The following is a 21,959-nucleotide window of genomic DNA, read 5'->3' as shown; positions in this document are numbered from 1 at the left end:
TGCGGCGCAGGGAGCTGAGGGTCCGTGGAGATGCGGCGGAGGGAGCTCGGGGTCCGTGGAGACGCGGCGAGGAATGCTGACGATGCGTGGAGAGGGATGCTGAGATGACAGCCACTGTGACGGCGCCCGCCGCGCCGGACCTAGCCACCCTGCAACGGCGGGCCGCGCAGCGGGCGGCCGAGCGGGCCGGCGGGCACGACCGGCTGCGCGGGCACATCGTCTGCGACGGCCTGGTGCGGATCTTCAAGACCGACGGGGTCGAGGTGGTCGCGTTGCAGGGGCTCGACCTGGTCATCGACCGGGGGGAGCTGGTCGCGATCGTGGGCGCGTCCGGCTCGGGCAAGTCCACCCTGCTGAACATCCTCTCGGGGCTGGACACCCCGACGGCCGGCATCGCCCGGGTCGCCGAGTACGACCTGCTCGCCATGTCCGCCCGCCGCCGGTTGAGCTACCGCCGGCGGATGGCCGGGTTCGTCTGGCAGCAGACCGGCCGCAACCTGCTGCCGTACCTGACCGCGCTGGAGAACGTGGAGCTGCCGATGCGGCTGGCCGGGCGGCGCTCCCGGCGGGCCCGCCGCGAGCGGGCCCGCGAGCTGCTCGACCTGGTCGGCGTGGGCCACTGCGCCGACCGGCGGCCGGCGCAGCTCAGCGGCGGGGAGCAGCAGCGCTGCGCGGTCGCGGTGGCCGTGGCCAACGACCCCGAGGTGCTCTTCGCCGACGAGCCGACCGGCGAGCTGGACGAGGCCACCGGCGCGGAGGTCTTCGCCGCGCTGCGGCAGATCAACGCGGAACTGGGCGTGACGGTCGTGGTGGTCACCCACGACCACGCCGTGGCCACCCAGGTCCGCCGGACCGTCGCCATCCGCGACGGCCGGACCGCCTCCGAGGTACGCCGTACCGCGCGGATCGGCGCGGACGGCAGCACGGAACTGGTCAGCGAGGAGTACGCCGTGCTGGACCGCGCCGGCCGGATGCAACTGCCGGAGTCGTTCGTCGACGCCCTGGCCCTGCGCGACCGGGTCCGGCTCACCCTGGAACCCGACCACGTCGAGGTGCGGCCGGGCGGCCGGGCCGACGCCGAACGGAGTGACGCATGAGCGAGCAGCAGCAGTCCGGTCCCCCCGTCGGCACGGCCGCCGGGGTGGCCGCCGCCCCCGGACCCACCGCGACGGTGGACGAGGTGGTGCGGGTGGACCGGGTGAGTCGCACCTTTGGCCGGGGCGAGCGCGCGGTGCACGCCGTCCGGGACGTCTCGTTCGTCGCCGGACGGGGGGAACTGGTCGCCGTCCGGGGCCGGTCGGGCGCCGGCAAGACCACCCTGCTGAACCTGGTCGGCGGCCTGGACCGGCCCGACTCCGGCCAGGTGCGGGTGGCCGGGCACGACCTCGGGGCGGCCGGCGAGCGGGAGCTGCTGCGGCTGCGCCGGGGGACCGTCGGGTTCGTCTTCCAGACCTTCGGGCTGATCCCGATCCTCTCCGCCGCCGAGAACGTCGGGGTGCCGCTGCGGCTGGCTAAGGTGCCCGCCGCCGAGCGGGAGGAACGGGTGGCGGTGCTGCTGGAGCTGGTGGGGCTGGGCGGGCACGCCGCGCAGCGGCCGTACGAGCTGTCCGGCGGTCAGCAGCAGCGGGTGGCGTTGGCCCGGGCCCTGGCCAACGAGCCGGACCTGCTGATCGCCGACGAGCCCACCGGCCAGCTCGACTCGGAGACGGGCCGGTCCATCATGGACCTGCTCCGCGCGGTGGTGCACGCGCGCGGCATGACCGCCCTCGTCGCCACCCACGACCCGGCCCTCATCGACCTGGCCGACCGCACCCTCACCCTCCGCGACGGCCATCTGGTCCCCACCCCCTGACCCGACTCCCGCGATCTTGCACTTGCGGCCCCTCGGGTGGGGCTTTCACCCCTTTTGTCGGGGCCCGAAGTGCAAGATCGCGGGGGAGGGAGAGGGGGAGAGGGGGAGGTTAGAGGGGGAGTTTCATGCCCTCGTGGGTGGACTGGAAGCCCAGGGCCACGTAGAAGCGGTGGGCGTCGGTGCGGGACTTGTCCGTGGTGAGCTGCACCAGGGCGCAGCCGCGCTGCCTCGCCTGGTCGATCGCCCAGCGGATCATCTCCCCGCCCAGCCCCTGCCCCCGACGGTCGGAGCGCACCCGCACCGCCTCGATGAGGGACCGCTGGGCGCCGTGCCGGCCGAGCCCGGGAATGTAGGTGATCTGCAGGCAGCCCACGACCACCCCGCCGTCGTCGGCCACCACGAGATGGTTGCGCGGGTCGGCGGAGATGTCCGCGAAGGCCCGCTCGTACGCGTCGTCCACCTCGCCGACGTCGCGGGCCCGCCCCAGCACGTCGTCGGCGAGCAGGGCGAGGATGGCCGGCAGGTCGGCCCGGACCGCCTCCCGGAAGATCACTGTGCGCATGGCGTCAGCCTGACACAACGACAGCCTGCGATGTCCCGGCCGCGGGTTGCCGGGACCGGGCAGCATGATGCGGCATGGACGTCCTGCTGCAGCCGTTCCGCTGGGTCTACCGGGGCCTGGTGTGGTTCGCCAACTCGCCCCGGACGCTGATCACGTCGTACCTGCTGATGATCGTGGTGGCCGGGGTGATCTACAGCCACGTGGAGCACAAGAGCGCCACCGACTCGGTCTGGTGGGCGGTGGTCACGGCCTCCACCGTCGGCTACGGCGACATCTCCCCGACCACGGGGGCGGGCCGGGCCCTGGCGGCGCTGCTCATCTCGACCATGGTGCTGCTGGTCATCCCGCTGATCACCGCGCACTTCGCCAGCCAGTTGATCGTGGACGACGACGCCTTCGAGCACGACGAGCAGGAGGAGCTGAAGGCCGACGTGCGGCGGATGCGGGCCCTGGTGGAGGAGCTGGCGGCCCGACAGGGGATCACCCTGCCGCCGGAGCCGCCGCTGCCCCCGCCACCGGCCACCCGCCGCGCCCGCAGATCCCGCAGGTGAGCCGTCCCGCCGCGCGGGCCGGCCGGGCGGTCGACCCGGTGCGCCGTCACCGGGCCGGGCAGCGCAGCCCTTCCCGGGGCACCGTCAGCGAGATCAGGTACGCGTCCACCGCGTCGGTCACGCAGCTCGTCTGCGGGTACGCCGTGTGCCCCTCGCCCTCCCAGGTCAGCACGCGGCCCACGCCCAGCATCGAGGCCAGCGTCGCCGTCTGCTCGTAAGGGGTCGCCGGGTCGCCGGTGGTGCCCACCACCACGATCGGCGGCGCGCCGACCGCCTTCCCCGTCGGGTACGGGTCCCGCGCGCCGGGCCACTCGGCGCAGCCGAGCATGCCGACGGCCAGGGCCGGCCCGAACAGCGGGTAGGTCTGCCGCCACTGCGACTGGAGCTCGCGGATGCGCTGCACGCTGGGCTTCGCGGTCTCGTCGGTGCAGTTGACCGCGAGGTTGGCGTCGAAGAGGTTCGAGTATTTCCCGTCGGCGTCGCGGCCGGCGTACGCGTCGGCCAGCCGGAACACCTCGCCCGGGTCGCCGCCGTCCAGCCGCTCGATGGCGTGGGCCAGCTCCTGCCAGCCCGACTCCGTGTAGAGCGAGGAGATGACCGCGTAGAAGACCCAGCCGGAGGTGGCCTCCCGGCCGTCGGCCGCCTTCACGGGGGAGACCTTCGCCTTGTCGATCGCCGCGGTCACCGCCGCCCGGGCGTCCGGGGCGAGCGGGCAGCGCCCGGCGTTGGCCGCGCACCACCGGGTGAAGTTGTCGAACGCCCGCTCGAAGCCCTTCGCCTGGCCCTCCGAGCCGGCCACCAGGTCCTGCGTCGGGTCGACCGCGCCGTCGAGCACCAGGGCCCGCACCCGCTGCGGGTAGAGCTGGGCGTACGTCGCGCCGAGCAGGGTGCCGTAGGAGTAGCCGAGGTAGGTCAGCTTCTCGTCGCCGACCGCCGCGCGCACCGCGTCCATGTCGCGGGCGGCCTGCTCGGTGCCGTAGAGCGGGAGCTGGTCGCCGTACTTGTCGCCGCAGCCGCGCCCGATCCGCTCGTTGAGCGCCACGAAACCGTCGAAGGACGCCGCGGACCGCGGGTCGGGGTCGTAGCCGAAGCTGGCATCGAGGTCGGCGTCGGAGATGCACTTCACGGGGCTGGACCGGGCCACCCCGCGCGGGTCGAAGCCGACGATGTCGAAGCGTTCGGTGACCGACGGGGGCAGGCCGCCGAACGTCGGGCCGAAGGAGAGGTAGACGGCGGTGTCCACGCCGGAGCCGCCCGGGCCGCCCGGGTTGATCACCAGGGAGCCGATCCGGTCGCGTTGCTTCGTCGAGCGGGCCCGCAGCAGGGCGATCTCGAAGGTCTCCCCGGTGCCCGGTCCGGCCGTCGCGCCGCCGCCGGAGCCCCAGTTGCGCGGCACGGCGACGCGGGCGCACTCGTAGCGCATGTCGGGCGCGCGCCGGCCGACCAGCTCGTCGGCCACCTCGGGGCAGGCCCGCCAGGTCGGGGCGGTGCCCGGCGGGGCGGCCTCGCCCGCGCCCTCGGTGCGCGGGGCGAACGCGGGCAGCGTGCAGCCGGCGGCGACCACGGCCGCGGCGACGAGCCCGGCGAGGGTCAGCCGGGCCCGGCGGATCCGGTCGGGTGTACGGGTCACCGGCGCGCCTCTCGTGCTCGTGTCGACCGGTCGTGTCGACGCCTCAGGCTACGCCCGCCCCGGCGTGGGCTCGGCCGTCGCCGCCGGATCGCCGCGCAGGACCTGGTCGACGTCGTAGCGGATCGGGCGGTCGAGCTGGTCGTAGCCGCAGGACCGGGGATCCCGGTCGGGCCGCCAGCGGACGAACCGGGCGGTGTGCCGCAGCCGGTCGCCCTCCATCGCGTCGTAGCCCACCTCGGCCACCAGCTCCGGGCGCAGCGGCTCCCACTCCAGGTTCTTCGTGCCCGTCCACCGGCTCACCCCGCCGGGGATGCGCTGGCCGCGCTCGTGGTCGCCGTGCACCCACGGGTGGTCGGGGCCGACCTCCCGGTAGGGGGCCAGCTCGTCCAGCAGCTCCCTGCGGCGGGCGGCGGTGAACGAGGAGCTGACCCCGATGTGGTGCAGCACGCCGTCGTCGTCGTAGAGGCCGAGCAGCAGCGAGCCGACCACCGGGCCGGTCTTGTGCCAGCGGAACCCGGCGACCACCACGTCGGCGGTGCGGGCGTGCTTGACCTTGGCCATCAGCCGCTTGCCCGGCTCGTAGGGCAGGTCGGCGGGCTTGGCGATCAGCCCGTCGAGCCCGGCGCCCTCGAACACGTCGAACCAGCGGCGGGCCGTCTCGGGATCGGTGGTGACCTGGGTGACGTGCACCGGCGGGCGCACCCCGGCCAGGGCCCGCTCCAGCCGGGCCCGGCGCTGCGGGTAGGGCTGGGCGGTCAGCAGCTCGTCGTCGATGGCGAGCAGGTCGAAGGCGACGAAGTCGGCCGGGGTCGTCTCGGCCAGCAGCTTCACCCGCGACGCGGCGGGGTGGATGCGCTGGGCGAGCAGCTCGAAGTCGAGCCGGGGCTGCCCGTCCGGGCCGTCCCGGCGGATCACGATCAGCTCGCCGTCGACGGCGCAGCGCTCGGGGAGCTGCCGCAGCGCCTGCTCGACCACCTCGGGGAAGTAACGCGTCATCGTCTTGCCGCCCCGGCTGGCCAGCTCCACCTCGTCGCCGTCGCGGAAGACGATGCAACGGAAACCGTCCCACTTCGGCTCGTACGTCGTGCCGGGGTCGGTGGGCAGCCGCGAGACGGCCTTGGCCAGCATCGGTTCGACCGGCGGGTTGATCGGCAGGTCCACGGCGACAGTCAACCAGACGCCACCGACAGTCGTGAGGCGGATCACCGGCGGTGAGGGGACGGCGTGTCCCCGCGCGTCCCGTCCCCGCCCGCGCGACCGGATGGCGTTCGGCCAGCTCGGAGCTACCTTCGCCGGGTGCGGGAGTGGGTGCGGGAGTGGGTCTGCGGGTGCTGCGGGCGCTGGCGGGTCAGCGTCGAGCTGATCCACGGGCGCTACCGGTACCGCCTGGTGCGCCGCTACCCGGCCCGTTTCGGCGGCGGCAAGGACGTGCTCGGCGAGGTGGGCACGGTCGCCGAGCTGGAGGAGCTGCTGCGCCGCCGTACCCCGCTGACCCTGGCCGACCTCCGCGAGGCCGCCTGACCGGCGACCCCGGCTCAGGCGTCGCCGCCGGCCGACCGCTTCTCCAGCACGGCGAGGGCGATGCCGTTGGCGTCCGGGCGGTACCCGACGATCGCGTACCCGTGCCGGCGGTACAGCCGCAGGTTCCGCTCGCTGGCCGCCCCGGTGAACAGGGCGAACCGGGACGCCCGGCCGGCGCAGGCCGCCTCCACCTCGGCCAGCAGCCGGGTGCCGACGCCCCGGCCCTGCTGGTCGGGGGCCACCGCGAGCCGCCCCACGTGGGCGGTGCCGGCGTCGTCGACCAGGGCCCGGACCGACCCGACCAGGCGGTGTCCCGCGCGGGCGACCAGGACCGTGGCGGGACCGGCCAGCACGGCCAGGACCTCGTCGAGCGTCTCCGCCAGCGGCGGCAGGAACGGGTCGCCGTAGTGCTGGGCCTCGGTGACGTAGGCGGCCCGCTGCACGGTCAGGATCTCCCCGGCGTCCGCGAAGCCGGCCGGGGCGATGGTCAGGTGATCGGTCACCGGGCCAGCTCACCACAGCCGGCCCGGGCGGCCGTACCCTGGCGGGTGTCCCACGCGAGGAGGCCGCCGCCGTGCCCGAGCTGACCTACCCGCACCCCGGCGCGACCCGCGCCGGTGAGCTGCCGGCCGGGTGGCGGCACGTCCGGCACCGGGTGCCGCTGCCCGTCGGGTCCTTCGACGCGGCCGGCGCGGCGGTGCTGGGCTGGCGGCTGCACCGGGCCGCCGGCATCCGGATCGACGCGACCGCGCCCCGCGCCGCACCCGGGGTCACCGTCGTCTCCCGGCTGGGCGTCGGCCCGCTGCGGCTGGCCGCGCCGTGCCAGGTGGTCTGGGCGGCCGACGACGAGCGCCGGGCCGGCTTCGGGTACGGCACGCTGCCCGGCCACCCGGCGCGGGGCGAGGAGGCGTTCGTGGTGGAGCGCGACGACTCCGGCGCCGTCTGGTTCGAGGTGCGCGCGTTCAGCCGGCCGGACCGCTGGTTCATGCGCGCCGCGGGGCCCGCCGGCCGGGCCTTCCAACGGGGGTACGCCTGGTGGCTGGGCCGGACCCTGCGCCGCCTGTGCGCCCGCCCCGCTCAGCCCGCCTGACCGCCCCGCCCGCCTGACCGTCCCGCCGCCTCCGGCTGGCAGTCGGGTCAGTAGCGGGCGAAGGAGCGGATCGGCATCCTCGGGCCGTACCTCGGGGCCTGCACGCCCTCGGCGGCGAGCAGCACGCAGACCCGCCCCCGGTGCCCCCGGAACGGCTCCAGCAGCGCCAGCATCCGGGCGTCGTCGCCGCGCGGCTCGCCGGCCAGGGCCCAGGCTACCGTGTTCGGCACGTGGTAGTCGCCGACGCTGACCGCGTCCGGGTCGCCGTACGCGATCCGCACCACCTCGGCGGCCGTCCACGCCCCGATGCCGGGCACGGCGGTCAGCCGGCGGGTCGCCTCGGCGGCGTCGGCGCAGCGTTCCAGCCGCGCGGCCTCGGCGGCGGCCCGGCGCAGCGTGTCGGCGCGCTTCTGCTCCACCCCGAACGGGTGGAACACCCAGTACGGCGCGGCGGCGACCGCCGCCGGGTCGGGCGGCAGCAGCAGCGGCTGAATCGGCCCGGGCGCCGGCTCGCCGAAGTGGCGCACGGTCGCTGCGTACGCCCGGTAGGCCTCCGTGCCGGTGACCTTCTGCTCCAGGATCGCCCGCAGCGCCCGGGCGAAGACCTGGCCGGTGGCCGGCATCCGCAGCCCGGGGTGGCGCGCGGCCAGCCGGGCCACCACCGGGTGCGCGGCGGCCCGCTCGGCGAACCCGGTGAGGTCGTCGCGGAGCCCGGCGACGGCGTCGGCCCGCTCGACGACCCAGTCGGCCCCCGGGCCGTACCCCTCGGCGAGCAGCTCCCCGGCGGCGGCCGGGCGGAGCGCGAGGGTGGCGGGGCCGGCGGGGGTGCGGGCCGCCCACCAGAACGTGCCGGCGGCGATCCGGGCGCACGGGTCGTACGTGCTGAAGGTGAGCGGCCGGACCGACGCGGCCAGCCGGTAGCCGGCGGGCGGGCGCAGCGCCCGGCGGGCGGAGGGTTCGCTCACGCCGTCACTCTGCCACGCCCCCCGCCGGCGCGGCGCGGGGGAGTGGACGGCGCGCAAAGAGCGGCACCGCCGACGTGGGGAACGTCGGCGGTGCCTCCTTGCCGGAGCGGAGCGGCCGGAGCCGGCCGTGGGGTGCGGGGTGGGGGGACCTCGGCGGGCGCGGTTGCTGGCGTCAGCGCGCCCGCCGCCCTCCTCCGCTCCGGGAGGTCCGGCGATCGCGGCGCCGGCCGCCCTGTCGGGGGCCGGCGCCGCGGCCGGGACGCGGCGTTGCCGGTACGCCGGTCCGGTTCACGGCGGTGGTCGGTCGTGCCCTCCCCGGCCGCGACCGACCACCGGGTCCGTCAGTACGAGTAGCTGGAGTCGCCGGAGCCCGAGTCGTCCGCCGACGGCGGGGCGACCGCCTTCGGGGTGCCGGTCGGCAGGCACTCGAGGTTCTTCTTGCCGTCGGGCTGGGCGACGAACCAGGTGCCGCCGACGCCCTGGCCCTTCCACTGGCCCGGCTTCTTGTCGCCGATGTAGCGGTACAGCGGCCAGCCGCCCAGCGTGATCTGCCGGGTGCCGTCCTGCCGGGTGATGGTGCCGACCTTGTCGTCGGAGACGCCGCTGAGCTGCGGGCTGCCGTCGGTCAGCGCGGGCGGCCACACCTCGGCGCACTTGTCCACGCAGTTCGACGCGGGCGGGTCGTCGGAGTCCTTGTCGAACCGGTAGAGGACCCAGCCCTCCTCGTCGGTGACCACCTTGCCCATCCGGGCCACCTTCTTGCCGACGAGCTGGTCGGTCAGCTCGACGTCGGCCGGCGGCGCGGCGTCCGGGGCCGCGGTGGTGGCCGCCGCGTCGGGGGAGGCCGAGGCCTCCGGTTCCACTGCCGCAGTGGGCTCGGCCGCGGCCACGGCGACCGGCTCGGCCGCGCCCGAGTTCGCCCCGTTGTAGCCTGCGGGAGCGCAGGCCGTAAGTGCGACCATGGCGCTTGCGACGATGACGGTCCGCTTCAGCTGTGCCACGTGCCCTCCTCATTCTTTGCAGTTCGCCGGTTAGTACGGATCGGCTGGCTGTCAAGGTTGAAGGAATAACAGTGGTCAATTTCACTTATCTCGGTTGAACCATTCCCGGCCGCCGCGCGTACCGCCGGACAACCCCTCGGCGGCCTGCGGAAACGCCGAAACGGCGCCGGCCGCGACAGCGACCGACGCCGATTTCGGGTACGCGTGTTACATCGGCACCTGCACGAGCGGGCTGGCCACGCCGCTGGCGTCCACCGACTGCACCAGCACCTTGGCGATGTCGTCCTTCGGCACGGACGTGGCCCCGCTCAGCTCCAGCGGCAGCGGATTGGTGGTGGTGCCGTAGCCGCCCCCGGGCACCGACCAGGTCGACAGGACCTCGGTCGTGTCGTTCTTGCGGACCACCATCAGCCGGCAGGTGCGCGGCCCCGGCAGCCGCTTGAGCTGGAAGTCGATCCGGGTGCCGAAGTCCTTCGAGATCAGCCACATGTTGAGCTGCACGCCGGTGGACGCGTCGACGGCCGTGAACGGCTCGCCCTCCTGCTCGTTGCCGCCGGTGCCCGGGTCGTTCGGGCCGGTGCTCTTCCCCGGGCTCGGCGTGCCGTCGAGCGTCGTGGGCGCCGTCGGCTGCGCGCCGATCCGCTGCGTCTCACCGCCGCCGGCGACGCTGGCGATGCCGACGCCGGTGAGCCCGCCGAACACCACCACGGCGGCGGCGCTGGCCAGCATCTGCCGGAACCGGGTCCGCCGTCGGTGCGCCCGCACCGCGACCAGCGTCCGGTCCAGCAGGGCGGGGTCGGTGGCGGTCTGCTCCAGGGCCGTCATCGTCTCGCCGTCGATGTCGGAGAGCAGCCCCACCACGGGAACCATCGTCTCCAGCTCCGCGGCGCACGCCCAGCACGTGGCGAGGTGCTCCTCGAACCGCTCGGTGTCGTGCTCGTCCAGCACGCCCAGCGCGTACGCGGCGACGTCCATGTGATCTGCCCGGCTCATTCCGTCACCCCCCTCTCCTGCAGGGCCGTGCGCAGCGCGCGCAGGGCGTAGTAGACCCGCGACTTGGCGGTGCCGAGCGGCAGGCCCAGCTCCTCCGCCGCCTCCGGCACCGTCCGGCCCCGGAAGTACGTCGCCACCAGGATCTCCCGGTGCGACTGACTCAGCGTACGCAGCGCGTCGGCCACCGTCATGGTGCGCAGCACCCGGTCGGTGCTGTCCGACTCGGCGAAGGCCGTCAGGTCCCGGTCGTACGTCTCCGCCGGGCGGGCCTGTTCGCTGCGGTGCTCGTCGATGGCGATCCGCCGGGCCACCGTCACCAGCCAGGGCCGCAGCGACCCCTGCCCCTGCGCGCCGAGGCGGTGGGCGTTGCGCCAGGCCCGCAGCAGCGTCTCCTGCACGATGTCCTCGGCGCGCTGCCGGTCCCCGCCGGTGAGCCGCATCACGAACGCCAGCAGCGGCCCCGCGTGCTCGGCGTAGAGCAGCCGGATCAACTGGTCGGAGTGGCTGGTCTCAGTGGACACGGCCTGGTGCCGCCCGGGTGCTGATCTCGGAGACACCGGGCCATTCTGGCCATCGGCGGGGCGTACGTCGACCCCCCGGGTCGACCTCGACGCGCGGGACTGCGGCTGCGCGCGGGCGGACATCCAGTCCACCCTCACCGCGTCGCCGTGCCAGCCGGCCGCCACCGCATGCATGCAGACCTCCGGGTGTCCGATGACATCAGCCCGACCCCCACCGGGCATGGCCGCCCGGTGATACGCACCGGGGAGCCCAGCGGATCAACGGCGCACCGAAAAAATTCCCGGCGGGGGCGGAGTGGAGTCGGTGGCGTCGGCGTCGCGCACCACGGCCGCCCCGCCGGCGAACCGGTCCAGCTCGTCGCCGGCCAGCACCCGGCCCGGGAACCAGTCCCCGGCCGCCCGCCGGGTCAGCTCCGGCACCGGCGGGTCCACCCGGCCGGCGACCAGCACCAGGTTGCCGTAGCGCCGGCCGCGCAGCACCGCCGCGTCGCTCACCACGCAGGCCCGGGGCAGCACCGCCCGGACCGTGGCGACCTGCGCGCGGGCGTGCCGCAGCGGCGGCCCGTCGGCGACGTTGGCCAGATACCAGCCGCCGGGGGTCAGCACCCGGGCCACCTCGGCCGCGTATTCCACGCTGGTCAGGTGCGCCGGGGTGCGGGCGCCCGCGAAGACGTCGGCGACCACCACGTCGTAGCTGGCGTCGCGGGTGGACCCCAGGGTGGCCCGCGCGTCGGCGACCCGCACCCGCAGCCGGGGGTCGGCCGGCCAGGGCAGCTCCCGACGGACCAGCTCCACGAGGGCGGCGTCCACCTCGGACACCCGCTGGGTGGAGCCGGGGCGGGTGGCCTGCACGTACCGGGGCAGGGTCAGCGCCCCGCCGCCGAGGTGCAGCACCCGCAGCGGCGCGCCCGCCGGGGCGACCAGGTCGAGGGCGGCGGCGAGCCGCCGGACGTACTCGAACTCCAGGTGGGTGGGGTCGGCGAGGTCCACGTGCGACTGCGGCGCGCCGTCGAGCAGCAGAGTGAACGACCGCGGCCGGTCGGCGTCCGGGACCAGCTCGGCCTCGCCGGTGTCGACCCGCGCGGTCACCCGGCCCGTGTCCCGGCGGCGGCCCATCAGACGCGGGGACCGCGGCCCCGGGCCGCGGCGGTCAGCGCCCGGTGCAGCAGGCGGGCGTCGCCCAGCAGCGCCCGCAGGCGGCGCTCCAGGCCGGCGATCGGGACGAGGTTCTGCGGGGCGCGCGGGTCCTTGTACGGGGTGGACGCGAACCGGGGCAGCGTGACCAGCGACAGGTCGGCCAGCGCGAACGCCTCGGACTCGGCCAACTCGGCCGAGCACTCCACCCGCACGATGCCGGCCCACGGCGCGCCCCCGGAGACGGGCAGCCGCAGATACCAGGAGTAGCCGCCCCAGGCGGTGACGAGCCGGAACACCGGCGACCGCTGGCCGGCCCGCAGCCCGGTCACCACGGCCGTCAGCCGGGCGTCGAGATACTGGCTGTGCTGGGTCTTGACGTACCCGAGGGTGCGGGGCAACTGCCGACGGCTGCGCAGCGGGCCGTCGACGACCAGCAGGTCCCCGTCGACCCGGGCCGCACCGGAGACCTCCACCTCCAGCGCGGTCAGCGGCCCCTGCACGGCCGCCTGGAGCTTGTTGAGCTCGCCGGTGCCGCCGACCCGGTGCACCGGGTAGCGCACCGTGCCGGCGCGCACCTCCCGGGCCGACGGGCTGGCCGTGAACAGCCCCCGCCGCACCTGGGTGCCGGCGAGCCGCGCCGCGCCCCGCTCCAGGTCGCAGCGGACCACGCCGGCGGCGTACGAGGCGGCCACGCCCGGGAACGACGCCCCGTCGGCCTCGGCCGTCCACACGCTCGCGTCGATCCGGCGTACGCCGTCGACGAGCAGCACCACGTCCGGGGCGCGGACGCCGGGCCGGACGTCGATGGCCCGCCAGTCCACCGCCGGCAGCTCCACCTCCGCGTCGACCTGCTGGCGGCTCGGCGTGGCCGGCCCGCCCGGCACCGCCTCGAAGGACGCGCCGTAGCCCGGGTCCCAGGCGTCGACGAACAGCTCCGGCGCCTCGCCCACCGGATCGGCGCCGCCCGGCCCCGTCCCGCCCGGCCCCCGCCCGGTCGGAGCGCCCCCGCCCGGCCCCGTCACAGGCCCGTCCGTTCCACCCGGGCGGTGCGGGCGTCCTTGCGGACCTCGAACCGGACCGGGATGCGTTCGGCCAGCGCCGGCACGTGGGTGACCACGCCGACCATCCGGTCACCCCGGGCGGCCAGGCTCTCCAGGGTGGCCGCCACCGTGTCCAGGGTCGCCGCGTCCAGGGTGCCGAACCCCTCGTCCAGCACGATCGACTCCAGGCTCGCCGCCGTGGTGGACAACCCGGCGAGCTGCTCCGACAGAGCTAGCGCCAGGGCCAGCGACGCCTGGAACGTCTCCCCGCCGCTGAGCGTGCGCACCCCGCGCCGCAGCCCGGCGTCGTGGTGGTCGACGACGAAGAACTCGCCCTTGTCGTGCACCAGGTCGTACTGGCCGCCCGACAGCTCGCGCAGGATCCCCGACGCGCCGTCGACCAGCAGGTCCAGCGCCTCGGCCAGCAGCCAGCGCTCGAAGTTGTTGGCCCGCAGGTGCCCGGCCAGCGCCCGGGCCACCCGGGCCTGCCGCTCGTGCCCGGCCCGCTGCTCGCGCAGCTCGGCGGCCTGCTCGCGGCGCTCCACCAGCCGCCGGTGGGCGGCCTCGGCGCGCTCCACGGCGACGGTGGCCGCCCGCACCGGGTCGTCGGTGGCGGCCAGCCCGGCGGCGGCGAAGATCTCCGCGATCCGGTCCTGCACGGCCGCCACGGCGGCCTCCGCCCCGGCGACCGCCCCGGCCAGCCCCGGCCGGTCCGCGCGCCGCCGCGCCGCCTCCCCGCCGGCCCACCCCGTCAGCGTCGCCCAGGCCGCGGCGACGTCGTCCCGGTCGGCGGCCGGCGGGCCGAACCGGGCCAGCCCGTCGCGGGTCGCGTCGAAGTCCCGCCACGCGCCGCGCAGCCGCTCCTCGGCCGCGTCGAGGGCCCCCCGGGCCCGCCGGGCGGCGTCGCGCCCCGCCCGCACCGCGCCCGCCGCGTCGTCGAGGGCCCTGCGCAGCCGGGCGTGCTCGGCCAGGTCGTGCCGCAGCGCCGCCGGGGCGGCGGCACCGGCGAGCTGGTCGTCCAGCTCGGCCAGCCGGCCCCGCAGCTGGTCGTGCTCGGCTCGGGCCCGCAGCAGCACCCGCTCCACGTCCCGGGCCGCCGCGTCGCGTTCCTGCGCCACCCGCTGGGCCGCCTGCGCCGCCGCCCGCGCCGCCTTCCCGGCGGCGGTGGCCCGCGCCACCGCCGAACCCGCCGGCACCGCCGGCACCCGGGGCACCACCTGCTCGCAGACGGGGCAGGCCGTGCCGTCGACCAGGTGCGCCCGCAGCGCCACCGCCTGGTCGGTGGCCTTGGCCTCCTCGTGCGCCCGGAATGCCGCCTCCAGCTCCGCCTCGGCCCGCTGCGCCGCCGCCCGCGCCGCGTCCAGCGCGGCGACCGCCGCGTCGTGTTCGGCCTGCGCGGCCGTCACCGCCGTGGCCACCGACCCGGCCTGCCCGGCGAGCCGGTCCCGGTCGGCGTGCGCCTTCAGCAGCAGCCGCAGCGCGCTCTCGTCGCCCGCGCCGGCCAGCTCGCCGCGCAGCTTCTCCTCGCGCTCCTCGGCCAGCGCCACCGCGCCCGCGGCCTCGCCGACGCCGGCCCGCGCGTCGGCCACCGCCCGCGCCACCTCGGCCACCCCGCCCGGCGCGCGCACCGCGTCGAGCACGGCCAGCTCGGCGTCGAGGGCCGCCAGGGCCGCGTGCGCGTCCCGCGCCGCCGCCCGGGCCCGGTCCCGCTCCGGTACGGCAGCCGCGACCGCCTCGGCCAGCTCGTGCGCCCGCCCGATCTGCTCCTGTGCCCCGGCCAGCGCCGCGTCGTCGACGTCGGCGAGCCCGCCGAGGATCCGGTCGACCGCCTCCAGCTTGGCCTCGGCCTGCCCGGCCCGCTCGGTGGCCCGCCGCTGCACCTCCTCGTAGACGCCGAGGCCGAGCAGGTTCACCAGGATCTGCTGCCGGGTCGCCGGCCTGGCGTGCAGGAAGTCGGCGAACTGCCCCTGCGGCAGCACCACGCAGCTGGTGAACTGGTCGTACGGCAGCCCCACCGCCTCCAGCACCGCCCGGTCCATCTCGGCCGGGGTGCCGGCCACCACCTCGCCCAGGTCCTCCGGGCTGAGCCCGGTGTCCAGTTTGGTCACGTCGAACCCGGGCGGCATGAGCTGCAACCCGGCGTTGGTGGTCTTGACGTTGCCCCGGCCGTCGCGGCGCACCACGCGGGTCGCCACGTAGCGGTCCCCGGCGGACTCGAAGACCAGCCGCACCCGCGCCTCGGTGGCGGACGGGGCGAGCGCGTTGCCCAGCCCTCGCGTCCCGCCCCAGCGCGGCACCGTGCCGTAGAGGGCGAAGCAGATGGCGTCGAGCACCGTGGACTTGCCGGAGCCGGTCGGGCCGACGAGGGCGAAGAAGTCGGCGTCGGTGAAGTCGACGGTGGTCTCGTCGCGGAAGACGGTGAAGCCCGCCATGTCCAGCCGCATCGGGCGCATCAGCGGTCCACCTCCTCGAACAGCTCGTCGAACAGCTCCCGGACGTCGGCGTCGGCGTGCCCCCGGCTGTCGAGGTAGTCGGCGAACAGCTCCCGGGGCGACCGGCCGGCCCGCTGGGCGGTGCGGGCGCCGCTGCCGGGGGCCGGCACCAGCTCCGGGTCGATCCGGATCTCCAGGGCCCGGGGCAGCAGCTCCTGCACCTCCTCCCGCAGCCCGGCCCGGGGCTGCTCGCGGACGAACACCCGCAGCCAGCCCTCCGGCGGGGCGATCTCGGCGAGCTGGGCCAGGGTGCCCCGCACCGTGCGCAGCGGCACCGCCGCCGGCACCGGCACCTCCCGGATGCGCGCCGCGCTGGTCGCGGTCACCTCGACGACCGTCACCGACGGGACGTTCTCCTGCTCGCCGAAGTCGACGGCGAGCGGGCTGCCGCTGTAGCGGATCGGGCAGGGCCCCGACACCCGCTGCGACCGGTGCAGGTGGCCCAGCGCCACGTAGTGGGCGGTGCCCGGGAACACCGTCGCCGGCACCGCGTAGCCCAGGACGGTGTGCGCGTCGCGCTCGCCGCCGCCGGTGGCCGCCCCGACCACGGTGAGGTGGGCGGTGACCAGGTGCACCCGGTCGGGCTCGCCGAAGCCCTCGGTGAGCCGGCCGAGCACCCGGCCCAGGTGGTCGGCGTACGTCTGGGTGGCCTCGGCGGCGGTCAGCTCGTACATCTCCACGGCCCGCACCGCGTAGCGCTGGGACAGGAACGGCAGCGCGGCCACCCGCCAGCGCTCCCCACCGGCCGTCGTGCCGTCGATGACGTGCTCGTCGGGGTTCTCCCGCACCCCGCCGCGCAGGGTGATGCCGGCGGCCTCGGCCCACGGCCGCAGCGCGTCGAGGGCCTGGCCGTTGTCGTGGTTGCCGCCGATGGCCACCACGTCGGCGCCGGTGCGGCGCAGCGCGGTCAGCGCCCGGGTGACCAGCCGGGTCGCCTCCGGGGTGGGCGCGGCCGTGTCGTAGAGGTCGCCGGCGACGATCACCAGGTCGGGGCGCTCGGCGCGGGCGACCTCGATCACCCCGGCGAGGACCTGCTTGTGCTCCTCGGCCCGGGACTGCCCCTTGAGCACCTTGCCGACGTGCCAGTCCGAGGTGTGCAGGATCTTCATGACTGCCCCCTAGAACGGGATGTCGTCGTCGCTCGTGCCGCCGCCGGAGCCGACCACCGCGAACGGGTCGGCCGCCCCCGTGATCGACCGTAGCGTCTCCGAGGGCGCGCGACCGGCCTCGGAGACCCGGGTGGCCCACGCCGGGAAGGGGAACTCCAGGCAGAGCGGGACCGGGATGTCGGGCTGGTTGACGAACATCGTGCCCGGCTTGGCCAGCAGCGCCCGCTGCCGCTGGGCCGGCGGCAGGAAGCCGTATTCCGGGCGGGACGCCTCGGCCGGGTCGAGCCGGCCGACCACCCGGATCGCCGAGTTGGTGACGATGCGCCGCTCCACCTCGCTCGCGGTCTGCTGCGCGCCGACCAGGATCACCCCGAGCGAGCGGCCCCGCTCGGCGATGTCGAGCAGCACCTCCTTGATGGGGGAGGAGCCCTCCCGGGGCGCGTACTTGTTGAGCTCGTCGAGGACGACGAAGAGCAGCGGCTTGGCCGTGCCCGCCTTCTCCTTGCGCTCGAACTCGCTCTTGAGGGTCACGCCGACGACGAACCGCTGCGCCCGGTCGGGCAGGTTGTGCAGGTCGACCACGGTCACCTGCGCGGACTCGCTGGTGTTGATGCTGTGCGGGCGGCGGGTGGCGAGGTCGCCCCGGATCAGCCGCCCCAGGTCCTTCTTGCTGCCGATGAGCCGCCGGGCGAACGCGTTGACCGTGCCCAGCCCGACGGCGCTGCCGGCCCAGTCGCCCCGGGTCTCGTCGTCGTTGAGCTGCTCGACGATGTGGTCGACGAGGTCGGTGTAGGAGCCGAGGCGCACCCCGTCGACGCTCACCCCGCCGTCGGCGGGCTGCGCGTAGCGGGCCAGGTGGGCGGCGACCGAGTGGACGACCATCGTGTACTGCTGGCGCTCGTCGTCGGCGTCGGCGAAGACGTACGGCAGGAGGCGGTCGGCGCAGAACTCGCTCAGCGTCCAGTAGAAGCTGTCCACCCCGGTCAGCCGGCTGCTCACGTCGGGGGTGCCGGAGGAGTCGCCGACCCGGGGCGGGGCGTAGACCCGCACGTCGGGGAACGCCCCGGCGCTGAGCCCGAGCCTGGCGTAGCCGGCGCGGGTGGCGTCGTCGAGGCGGGTGTTGGGGTGGTCGAGGAACAGCAGGTCCTCGCCCTTGACGTTGAAGATCAGCGCCTTGGCGTTGACCGCGTCGCCGCCGAGCACCCCGGAACGGAAGACCGAGTAGAGCAGGAACGTGGCGAAGCTGGTCTTGGTGGCGACCCCGGAGATGCCGGAGATGGAGACGTGCGCGCCCCGGGTGCCGTCGAGGAAGTCGGCGTTGAGGTAGACGGGCACCCCGTCGCGGCCCATGCCCATCGGGATGCGCCGCTCCATCCGGTCGAAGTGCAGCGCGCGGGCCCGCGCGTCGCCCTCGGCCCGGTGCACCACCGCCCCCGGCGTCGGCGGGACGTAGACCTCCGGGTCGACCCGGGTGGTGGTGATCTCGGCGGCCTCCTGCACCATCGCCGGCAGGGTGCCGTCGGCGATGGCGAACACGTCCGAGTCGAACTGGGCGCCCTCGTGCCGCGCCCGCACCTGGGTCACCACCCCGGCGATGGTCACCGGCTCGCGGTCGGGCATCTCGCGGCGGGTCACCACCACGTCGTCGAGCTGGAGGTAGCTGCCCGGGGCCACGGCCGTCCAGAACGTCAGCGGGGTGGCGTCGGCGGTGCCGAGCACGCGGCCGACCCCCTCGCCGGGGCCGGTGGACCCGTCGTCGGTGATCGGCAGGCTCTCGGTCATCGGCCCGCTCCCGTCAGCTGGTCGTCTCGGTCACGGCACACGAGGAGCATCCTGCCGCAGGGATGTGACAGGTTGCCACGCGACGCGGCGGACGCCACCCTCCGCCCGGTACGCGATCACTCGTCGCATTCCTCCGAACGCGCACGGTGTCGCAAAATTTCTCGTCGCAGAGGTGACACGAACCGGTTGCTCGGCGCAACAATGACACCGGCACTCATCGAGGATCTTCGTTACGTCGATGTTTCGGGGTGTGCCCCTGCGGCCCGCCACCTGCGGGCCGTGGGCCGGCCCGGCGGCCACCACCGCCGGGTCACCGCCGGTCGGCACCCCCTTCCGACCGGCCGTCGATCGAAGGCAGGAGCCTCATGCGTCGTACCACTGTCCTGGCGGGCCTGGCCTCGGCCGCGCTGCTGGCCACCGCCGTGCCCGGCGCGGCCGTCGCCGCCCCGGCCGCCGCCCCCTCCGCCGACGCGTTCACCCGCGCCGTCACCCAGCTGAAGTCCCACGCCGGCGACGCCCTCGCCGGCGACGGGCAGAGCTTCACGCTGAAGAACGTCGCGACCGACGCCGACGGCACCGAGCACGTCCGGCTGCACCGTTACCTCGACGGACTGCCCGTGCTCGGCGGCGACCTGGTCGTGCACCTCGGCAAGGGCGGCGCCTGGCGCGGCGCCAGCCAGACCCTGACGGCCGCCCCGCGCCGCGCCGACCGCTCCGCGCGGCCCGCCGTCGGCGAGGCCGCCGCCGGCCGCGCCGCCCTCGCCGCCTCCACCGCCACCGCCCGCCGCGTCGACGGCACCCAGCTCGTGTACGACGCCGACGGCGCGCGCACGGCCCTCGCCTACGAGGTGGTCGTCGGCGGCGTGTACGCCGACGGCACCCCCAGCGAGCTGCACGTGCTCGTCGACGCCGCCACCGGCGGGGTCCGCAGCTCCTGGGAGGGCGTGCAGCGCGAGGGCACCGGCAACACCCTCCACTCCGGCAGCGTGCCGCTGGGCACCACCGCCTCCGGTAGCACGTACCAGCTCGTCGACGGCGCCCGCGGCGGCCACAAGACGTACGACCTGAACGGTTCCACCAGCGGCACCGGCACCCTCGTCGCCAGCGCCACCAACGTCTTCGGCGACGGCACCACGGCCAACCGGCAGACCGCCGCCGCCGACGCCCACTACGGTGCGGCCGTCACCTGGGACTACTACAAGAACACGTTCGGCCGCAACGGCATCCGCAACGACGGCGTCGCCGCCTACAGCCGGGTGCACTACAGCACCAACTACGCCAACGCGTTCTGGAGCGACTCCTGCTTCTGCATGACCTACGGCGACGGCGGCTCCGGCTTCGCCCCGCTGACCTCCCTCGACGTCGCCGGCCACGAGATGACCCACGGCGTCACCAGCAACACCGCCGGCCTGGTCTACAGCGGTGAGTCCGGCGGCCTCAACGAGGCCACCAGCGACATCTTCGGCACCCTCGTGGAGTTCTCCGCCGCCAACGCCAGCGACCCCGGCGACTACCTCATCGGCGAGAAGCTGCGCAGCACGCCGCTGCGCTACATGGACAAGCCCTCGAAGGACGGCTCCTCGGCCGACTGCTGGTCGACCACCCTGCGCTTCAAGGACGTGCACTACTCCTCCGGCGTGGCCAACCACTTCTTCTACCTGCTCGCCGTCGGCAGCGGCGCATCCGCGTACGGCAACAGCCCCACCTGTGACGGCAGCACCATCACCGGCATCGGCAACGCCAAGGCCGGCGCGATCTGGTACCGCGCGCTGACCACCTACATGACCTCGCGGACCAACTACTCGGGGGCCCGCACCGCCACCCTGTCGGCCGCCGCCGACCTGTACGGCGCCAGCAGCGTCGAGTACCGGACCGTCGCCGCCGCCTGGACGGCGGTCAAGGTCGCCTGACCCGATCGGAGTACGGCGGGGGCGGCGACGTCCCCGCCGTGCCGGAACCGCCCGCGGCCCCGGCCCCGTGCCCCCGCCCCGCCTACGAAGCGGCGGCCGGGGCCGGGGCCGGGGCTGCGTCGGGGTTGGCTTCGGGGTTGGCTTCGGCTTCGGCGTTGGCTTGGGCTTCGCGGGCGTAGCGGAGCATCAGCACGCCGTCGGCGGCGGCCAGCACGTGCCGCAGCGGCAGCTCCCGGTGCCCGCCGGCGGGCCCGGCGGCGATCCGCCCCGGCCCGGCCCCGGCGAGCAGCGGCGCGACCGTGAGGCAGACCTCGTCTACCAGATCGGCGGCGGTGAGCGCGCCGAACAGGTGCGGGCCGCCCTCGCAGAGCACCTGCGAGAGGCCGCGCCGGCGCAGTTCGGCCAGGCCGGCGGCGAGATCCACCCGGTCGGCCCCGCAGCGCACCAGGTCGGCCACCTCGGTCAGGCCCGGCGGCGCCTCGGCGGCGGCGTGGGTGAGCACCACCGGGCGCACCGGTGCGTCGGCGAAGGCGGCCTGCGCCGGGTCCAGGTCCAGCGAGCCGGAGACCACCACCAGGGTCGGATACTCGGCCAGCCCGTGGGCGCGCCGCCAGCCTCGCCGCGCCGCGTCGAGCCGCACCGCGCCGTACCCCTCGTGGCGCAGCGTCCCGGCGGCCACCAGCAGCCCGTCGCAGAGCATCCGCAGCAGGCCGAAGACCCGCTTGTCCGGCACGCCGGACAGCCCCGCCGAGTAGCCGTCGAGCGAGACCGCGCCGTCGATGCTCGTCACGAAGTTCACCCGCAGGTGGGGCCGGTCCGCCCGGCCGTACAGCGCGGTCAGCTCCGTGTCGTCCAACGGGGCCGCCGACGAAGCCGGCCAGAGACGGGAAATCGCGGTGTCGGCGCTCATTCGCCGGCCGGACCCGTGACCGGAGGGGTGGGTTCGGGGGTACGGTGCTGGCAGTCGCACCACTTCCGGCCCGGGCATTCGTCGTGCCGCCGTTCCCGGCAGGCTCGGCAGATCATGCCGGCAGCCTATGTCGTGATGGAAGGGGGCAGCACATGCCACGTCAGATATTCCAGCTGAAGGTGTCCCTCGCCGGAGTTCACCCCCTCGTCTGGCGGCGGGTGCTGGTCCCCGCCGGCTACACGCTGGACCGGCTGCACCGGGTCGTGCAGCACGCGATGGGCTGGCGCGACTGCCACCTGCACTCGTTCGAGATCGACGGCACGCAGTACGCCGAGCCCGACCCGGACGGGGAACTTGCCGTGCGCGACGAGCTGGACGTCCGGCTGGACGCGGTGCTCGGCAAGGGCAGCCGCTTCCACTACACCTACGACTTCGGCGACTGGTGGGAGCACGACATCGTTGTCGAGGACGCCGTCACCGCCGACCCGGACGAGCGGTACCCGACCTGCCTGGCCGGCGAGCGGGCCTGCCCGCCGGAGGACGTCGGCGGTCCGGCCGGACACCAGGTGCTGCTGGCCGCGCTCGCCGACCCCGCACACCCCGAGCACGAACGGCTGCGGGACTGGGCCGGCGACGCGTACGACCCGGACGCCTTCGACCCGGGCCGCGCCGCCACCCTCCTGCGCCACCTCTGCTGAGGTGCAAGGAAGGGCACCTTGTTAACGCTTTCTGTATAGGAGGGGCCCCTTCCTAACACTCGGTTGCCCGGCGGCGTGTGTGTATGTGTGTGGTGTCAGCTGTTGTTCCAGTGCTGCGCGACGAGGTCGGCGGCCTGCTGCTCCCACTGCGCGTACGCGTCGGGGTAGGCGGAGACCTGCACCGTCTGGGCGGCA

Annotated in this window: 21 protein-coding genes; 7 read left to right on the top strand and 14 right to left on the bottom strand. The window is 75.5% G+C overall.

All coding sequences use genetic code 11. The annotated features are described in order from the left end of the window. The first annotated feature begins 104 nt into the window (after positions 1-104). The gene (locus ACVMYR_RS06055) at positions 105-1,097 is read left to right on the top strand and encodes an ABC transporter ATP-binding protein (RefSeq protein WP_077936825.1); all 993 of its coding nucleotides are present in this window, start codon (positions 105-107) and stop codon (positions 1,095-1,097) included. After that, a complete protein-coding gene (locus tag ACVMYR_RS06050; RefSeq protein ID WP_457121311.1) occupies positions 1,094-1,852 on the top strand; it encodes an ABC transporter ATP-binding protein in 759 nt (252 codons plus the stop codon). The genes ACVMYR_RS06055 and ACVMYR_RS06050 overlap by 4 nt, the downstream gene beginning before the upstream one ends. A gap of 109 nt (positions 1,853-1,961) precedes the next feature. Here ACVMYR_RS06050 and ACVMYR_RS06045 read toward each other — a convergent pair whose 3' ends face one another. Beyond that, positions 1,962-2,414: a GNAT family N-acetyltransferase gene (locus tag ACVMYR_RS06045; protein WP_091277239.1), complete on the bottom strand. Its 453-nt coding sequence runs from the start codon at positions 2,412-2,414 to the stop codon at positions 1,962-1,964. 74 nt (positions 2,415-2,488) lie between these two features. Here ACVMYR_RS06045 and ACVMYR_RS06040 point away from each other — a divergent pair, with 74 nt between their 5' ends. Continuing rightward, complete coding sequence (locus ACVMYR_RS06040) at positions 2,489-2,965, top strand: potassium channel family protein (RefSeq protein ID WP_091277237.1); 477 nt, start codon at positions 2,489-2,491, stop codon at positions 2,963-2,965. 46 nt (positions 2,966-3,011) lie between these two features. On the opposite strand, the gene ACVMYR_RS06035 is transcribed toward ACVMYR_RS06040, so the two are convergent. Continuing rightward, positions 3,012-4,574: an alpha/beta hydrolase gene (locus tag ACVMYR_RS06035; protein WP_396792460.1), complete on the bottom strand. Its 1,563-nt coding sequence runs from the start codon at positions 4,572-4,574 to the stop codon at positions 3,012-3,014. A gap of 69 nt (positions 4,575-4,643) precedes the next feature. Then, positions 4,644-5,756, bottom strand: a complete 1,113-nt coding sequence (locus tag ACVMYR_RS06030) for an ATP-dependent DNA ligase (protein WP_043962554.1) — start codon at positions 5,754-5,756, stop codon at positions 4,644-4,646. Between the two features lie 147 nt (positions 5,757-5,903). Here ACVMYR_RS06030 and ACVMYR_RS06025 point away from each other — a divergent pair, with 147 nt between their 5' ends. Beyond that, positions 5,904-6,116 carry a hypothetical protein gene (locus ACVMYR_RS06025; RefSeq protein ID WP_043962555.1) on the top strand — a complete coding sequence of 71 codons (213 nt, stop codon included), beginning with the start codon at positions 5,904-5,906 and terminating at the stop codon, positions 6,114-6,116. Between the two features lie 14 nt (positions 6,117-6,130). Here the strand turns inward: ACVMYR_RS06025 and ACVMYR_RS06020 are convergent, their stop codons facing one another. Next, positions 6,131-6,619: a GNAT family N-acetyltransferase gene (locus tag ACVMYR_RS06020; protein WP_457121310.1), complete on the bottom strand. Its 489-nt coding sequence runs from the start codon at positions 6,617-6,619 to the stop codon at positions 6,131-6,133. A 71-nt stretch (positions 6,620-6,690) separates the two neighbouring features. Here ACVMYR_RS06020 and ACVMYR_RS06015 point away from each other — a divergent pair, with 71 nt between their 5' ends. Then, positions 6,691-7,206, top strand: coding sequence for a DUF1990 family protein (locus ACVMYR_RS06015; RefSeq protein WP_396792372.1), 516 nt, complete (start codon positions 6,691-6,693; stop codon positions 7,204-7,206). A gap of 47 nt (positions 7,207-7,253) precedes the next feature. Here ACVMYR_RS06015 and ACVMYR_RS06010 read toward each other — a convergent pair whose 3' ends face one another. The 9 genes from ACVMYR_RS06010 to ACVMYR_RS05970 form a co-directional block, all read right to left on the bottom strand. Further along, the gene (locus ACVMYR_RS06010; RefSeq protein WP_457121309.1) at positions 7,254-8,171 is read right to left on the bottom strand and encodes a DNA-3-methyladenine glycosylase family protein; all 918 of its coding nucleotides are present in this window, start codon (positions 8,169-8,171) and stop codon (positions 7,254-7,256) included. Between the two features lie 341 nt (positions 8,172-8,512). Then, on the bottom strand, positions 8,513-9,172 hold the full coding sequence (locus ACVMYR_RS06005; protein WP_043962560.1) for a COG4315 family predicted lipoprotein: 660 nt from the start codon (positions 9,170-9,172) through the stop codon (positions 8,513-8,515). 207 nt (positions 9,173-9,379) lie between these two features. Then, positions 9,380-10,165, bottom strand: a complete 786-nt coding sequence (locus ACVMYR_RS06000; protein WP_077936834.1) for an anti-sigma factor family protein — start codon at positions 10,163-10,165, stop codon at positions 9,380-9,382. Then, on the bottom strand, positions 10,162-10,860 hold the full coding sequence (locus ACVMYR_RS05995) for a sigma-70 family RNA polymerase sigma factor (protein WP_043962562.1): 699 nt from the start codon (positions 10,858-10,860) through the stop codon (positions 10,162-10,164). The genes ACVMYR_RS06000 and ACVMYR_RS05995 overlap by 4 nt, the downstream gene beginning before the upstream one ends. 84 nt (positions 10,861-10,944) lie before the next feature. Further along, the gene (locus ACVMYR_RS05990; protein WP_043962563.1) at positions 10,945-11,802 is read right to left on the bottom strand and encodes a spermidine synthase; all 858 of its coding nucleotides are present in this window, start codon (positions 11,800-11,802) and stop codon (positions 10,945-10,947) included. Then, the gene (locus ACVMYR_RS05985) at positions 11,802-12,773 is read right to left on the bottom strand and encodes a hypothetical protein (RefSeq protein ID WP_043962564.1); all 972 of its coding nucleotides are present in this window, start codon (positions 12,771-12,773) and stop codon (positions 11,802-11,804) included. The genes ACVMYR_RS05990 and ACVMYR_RS05985 overlap by 1 nt, the downstream gene beginning before the upstream one ends. 68 nt (positions 12,774-12,841) lie before the next feature. Further along, positions 12,842-15,316, bottom strand: a complete 2,475-nt coding sequence (locus tag ACVMYR_RS05980; protein ID WP_457121308.1) for an AAA family ATPase — start codon at positions 15,314-15,316, stop codon at positions 12,842-12,844. Then, the gene (locus ACVMYR_RS05975; protein ID WP_077936836.1) at positions 15,316-16,464 is read right to left on the bottom strand and encodes an exonuclease SbcCD subunit D; all 1,149 of its coding nucleotides are present in this window, start codon (positions 16,462-16,464) and stop codon (positions 15,316-15,318) included. Before ACVMYR_RS05975 ends, ACVMYR_RS05980 begins: the two co-directional genes overlap by 1 nt. 9 nt (positions 16,465-16,473) lie before the next feature. Further along, on the bottom strand, positions 16,474-18,228 hold the full coding sequence (locus ACVMYR_RS05970) for an ATP-binding protein (RefSeq protein ID WP_043964232.1): 1,755 nt from the start codon (positions 18,226-18,228) through the stop codon (positions 16,474-16,476). Between the two features lie 383 nt (positions 18,229-18,611). On the opposite strand from ACVMYR_RS05970, the gene ACVMYR_RS05965 reads away from it, so the two are divergent. After that, complete coding sequence (locus ACVMYR_RS05965) at positions 18,612-20,156, top strand: M4 family metallopeptidase (protein ID WP_457121307.1); 1,545 nt, start codon at positions 18,612-18,614, stop codon at positions 20,154-20,156. Between the two features lie 82 nt (positions 20,157-20,238). Here ACVMYR_RS05965 and ACVMYR_RS05960 read toward each other — a convergent pair whose 3' ends face one another. After that, a complete protein-coding gene (locus ACVMYR_RS05960; protein WP_457121306.1) occupies positions 20,239-21,066 on the bottom strand; it encodes a pyrimidine reductase family protein in 828 nt (275 codons plus the stop codon). A 152-nt stretch (positions 21,067-21,218) separates the two neighbouring features. Here ACVMYR_RS05960 and ACVMYR_RS05955 point away from each other — a divergent pair, with 152 nt between their 5' ends. Beyond that, complete coding sequence (locus ACVMYR_RS05955; RefSeq protein ID WP_396792364.1) at positions 21,219-21,764, top strand: plasmid pRiA4b ORF-3 family protein; 546 nt, start codon at positions 21,219-21,221, stop codon at positions 21,762-21,764. The last annotated feature ends 195 nt before the right edge of the window (positions 21,765-21,959 follow it).

It is taken from the genome of Micromonospora sp. PTRAS2 (assembly GCF_054052245.1).
This window is presented reverse-complemented; position numbering and strand designations above follow the sequence as displayed.

Coding starts and splice junctions, on each gene's coding strand:
- ACVMYR_RS06055 (WP_077936825.1), top strand. CDS start 105: ATGACAGCCACTGTGACGGCGCCCGCCGCGCCGGACCTAGCCACCCTG.
- ACVMYR_RS06045 (WP_091277239.1), bottom strand. CDS start 2,414: ATGCGCACAGTGATCTTCCGGGAGGCGGTCCGGGCCGACCTGCCGGCC.
- ACVMYR_RS05995 (WP_043962562.1), bottom strand. CDS start 10,860: ATGCATGCGGTGGCGGCCGGCTGGCACGGCGACGCGGTGAGGGTGGAC.
- ACVMYR_RS06000 (WP_077936834.1), bottom strand. CDS start 10,165: ATGAGCCGGGCAGATCACATGGACGTCGCCGCGTACGCGCTGGGCGTG.
- ACVMYR_RS05965 (WP_457121307.1), top strand. CDS start 18,612: ATGCGTCGTACCACTGTCCTGGCGGGCCTGGCCTCGGCCGCGCTGCTG.
- ACVMYR_RS05980 (WP_457121308.1), bottom strand. CDS start 15,316: ATGCGCCCGATGCGGCTGGACATGGCGGGCTTCACCGTCTTCCGCGAC.
- ACVMYR_RS05960 (WP_457121306.1), bottom strand. CDS start 21,066: ATGAGCGCCGACACCGCGATTTCCCGTCTCTGGCCGGCTTCGTCGGCG.
- ACVMYR_RS06050 (WP_457121311.1), top strand. CDS start 1,094: ATGAGCGAGCAGCAGCAGTCCGGTCCCCCCGTCGGCACGGCCGCCGGG.
- ACVMYR_RS05955 (WP_396792364.1), top strand. CDS start 21,219: ATGCCACGTCAGATATTCCAGCTGAAGGTGTCCCTCGCCGGAGTTCAC.
- ACVMYR_RS06040 (WP_091277237.1), top strand. CDS start 2,489: ATGGACGTCCTGCTGCAGCCGTTCCGCTGGGTCTACCGGGGCCTGGTG.
- ACVMYR_RS05990 (WP_043962563.1), bottom strand. CDS start 11,802: ATGGGCCGCCGCCGGGACACGGGCCGGGTGACCGCGCGGGTCGACACC.
- ACVMYR_RS05975 (WP_077936836.1), bottom strand. CDS start 16,464: ATGAAGATCCTGCACACCTCGGACTGGCACGTCGGCAAGGTGCTCAAG.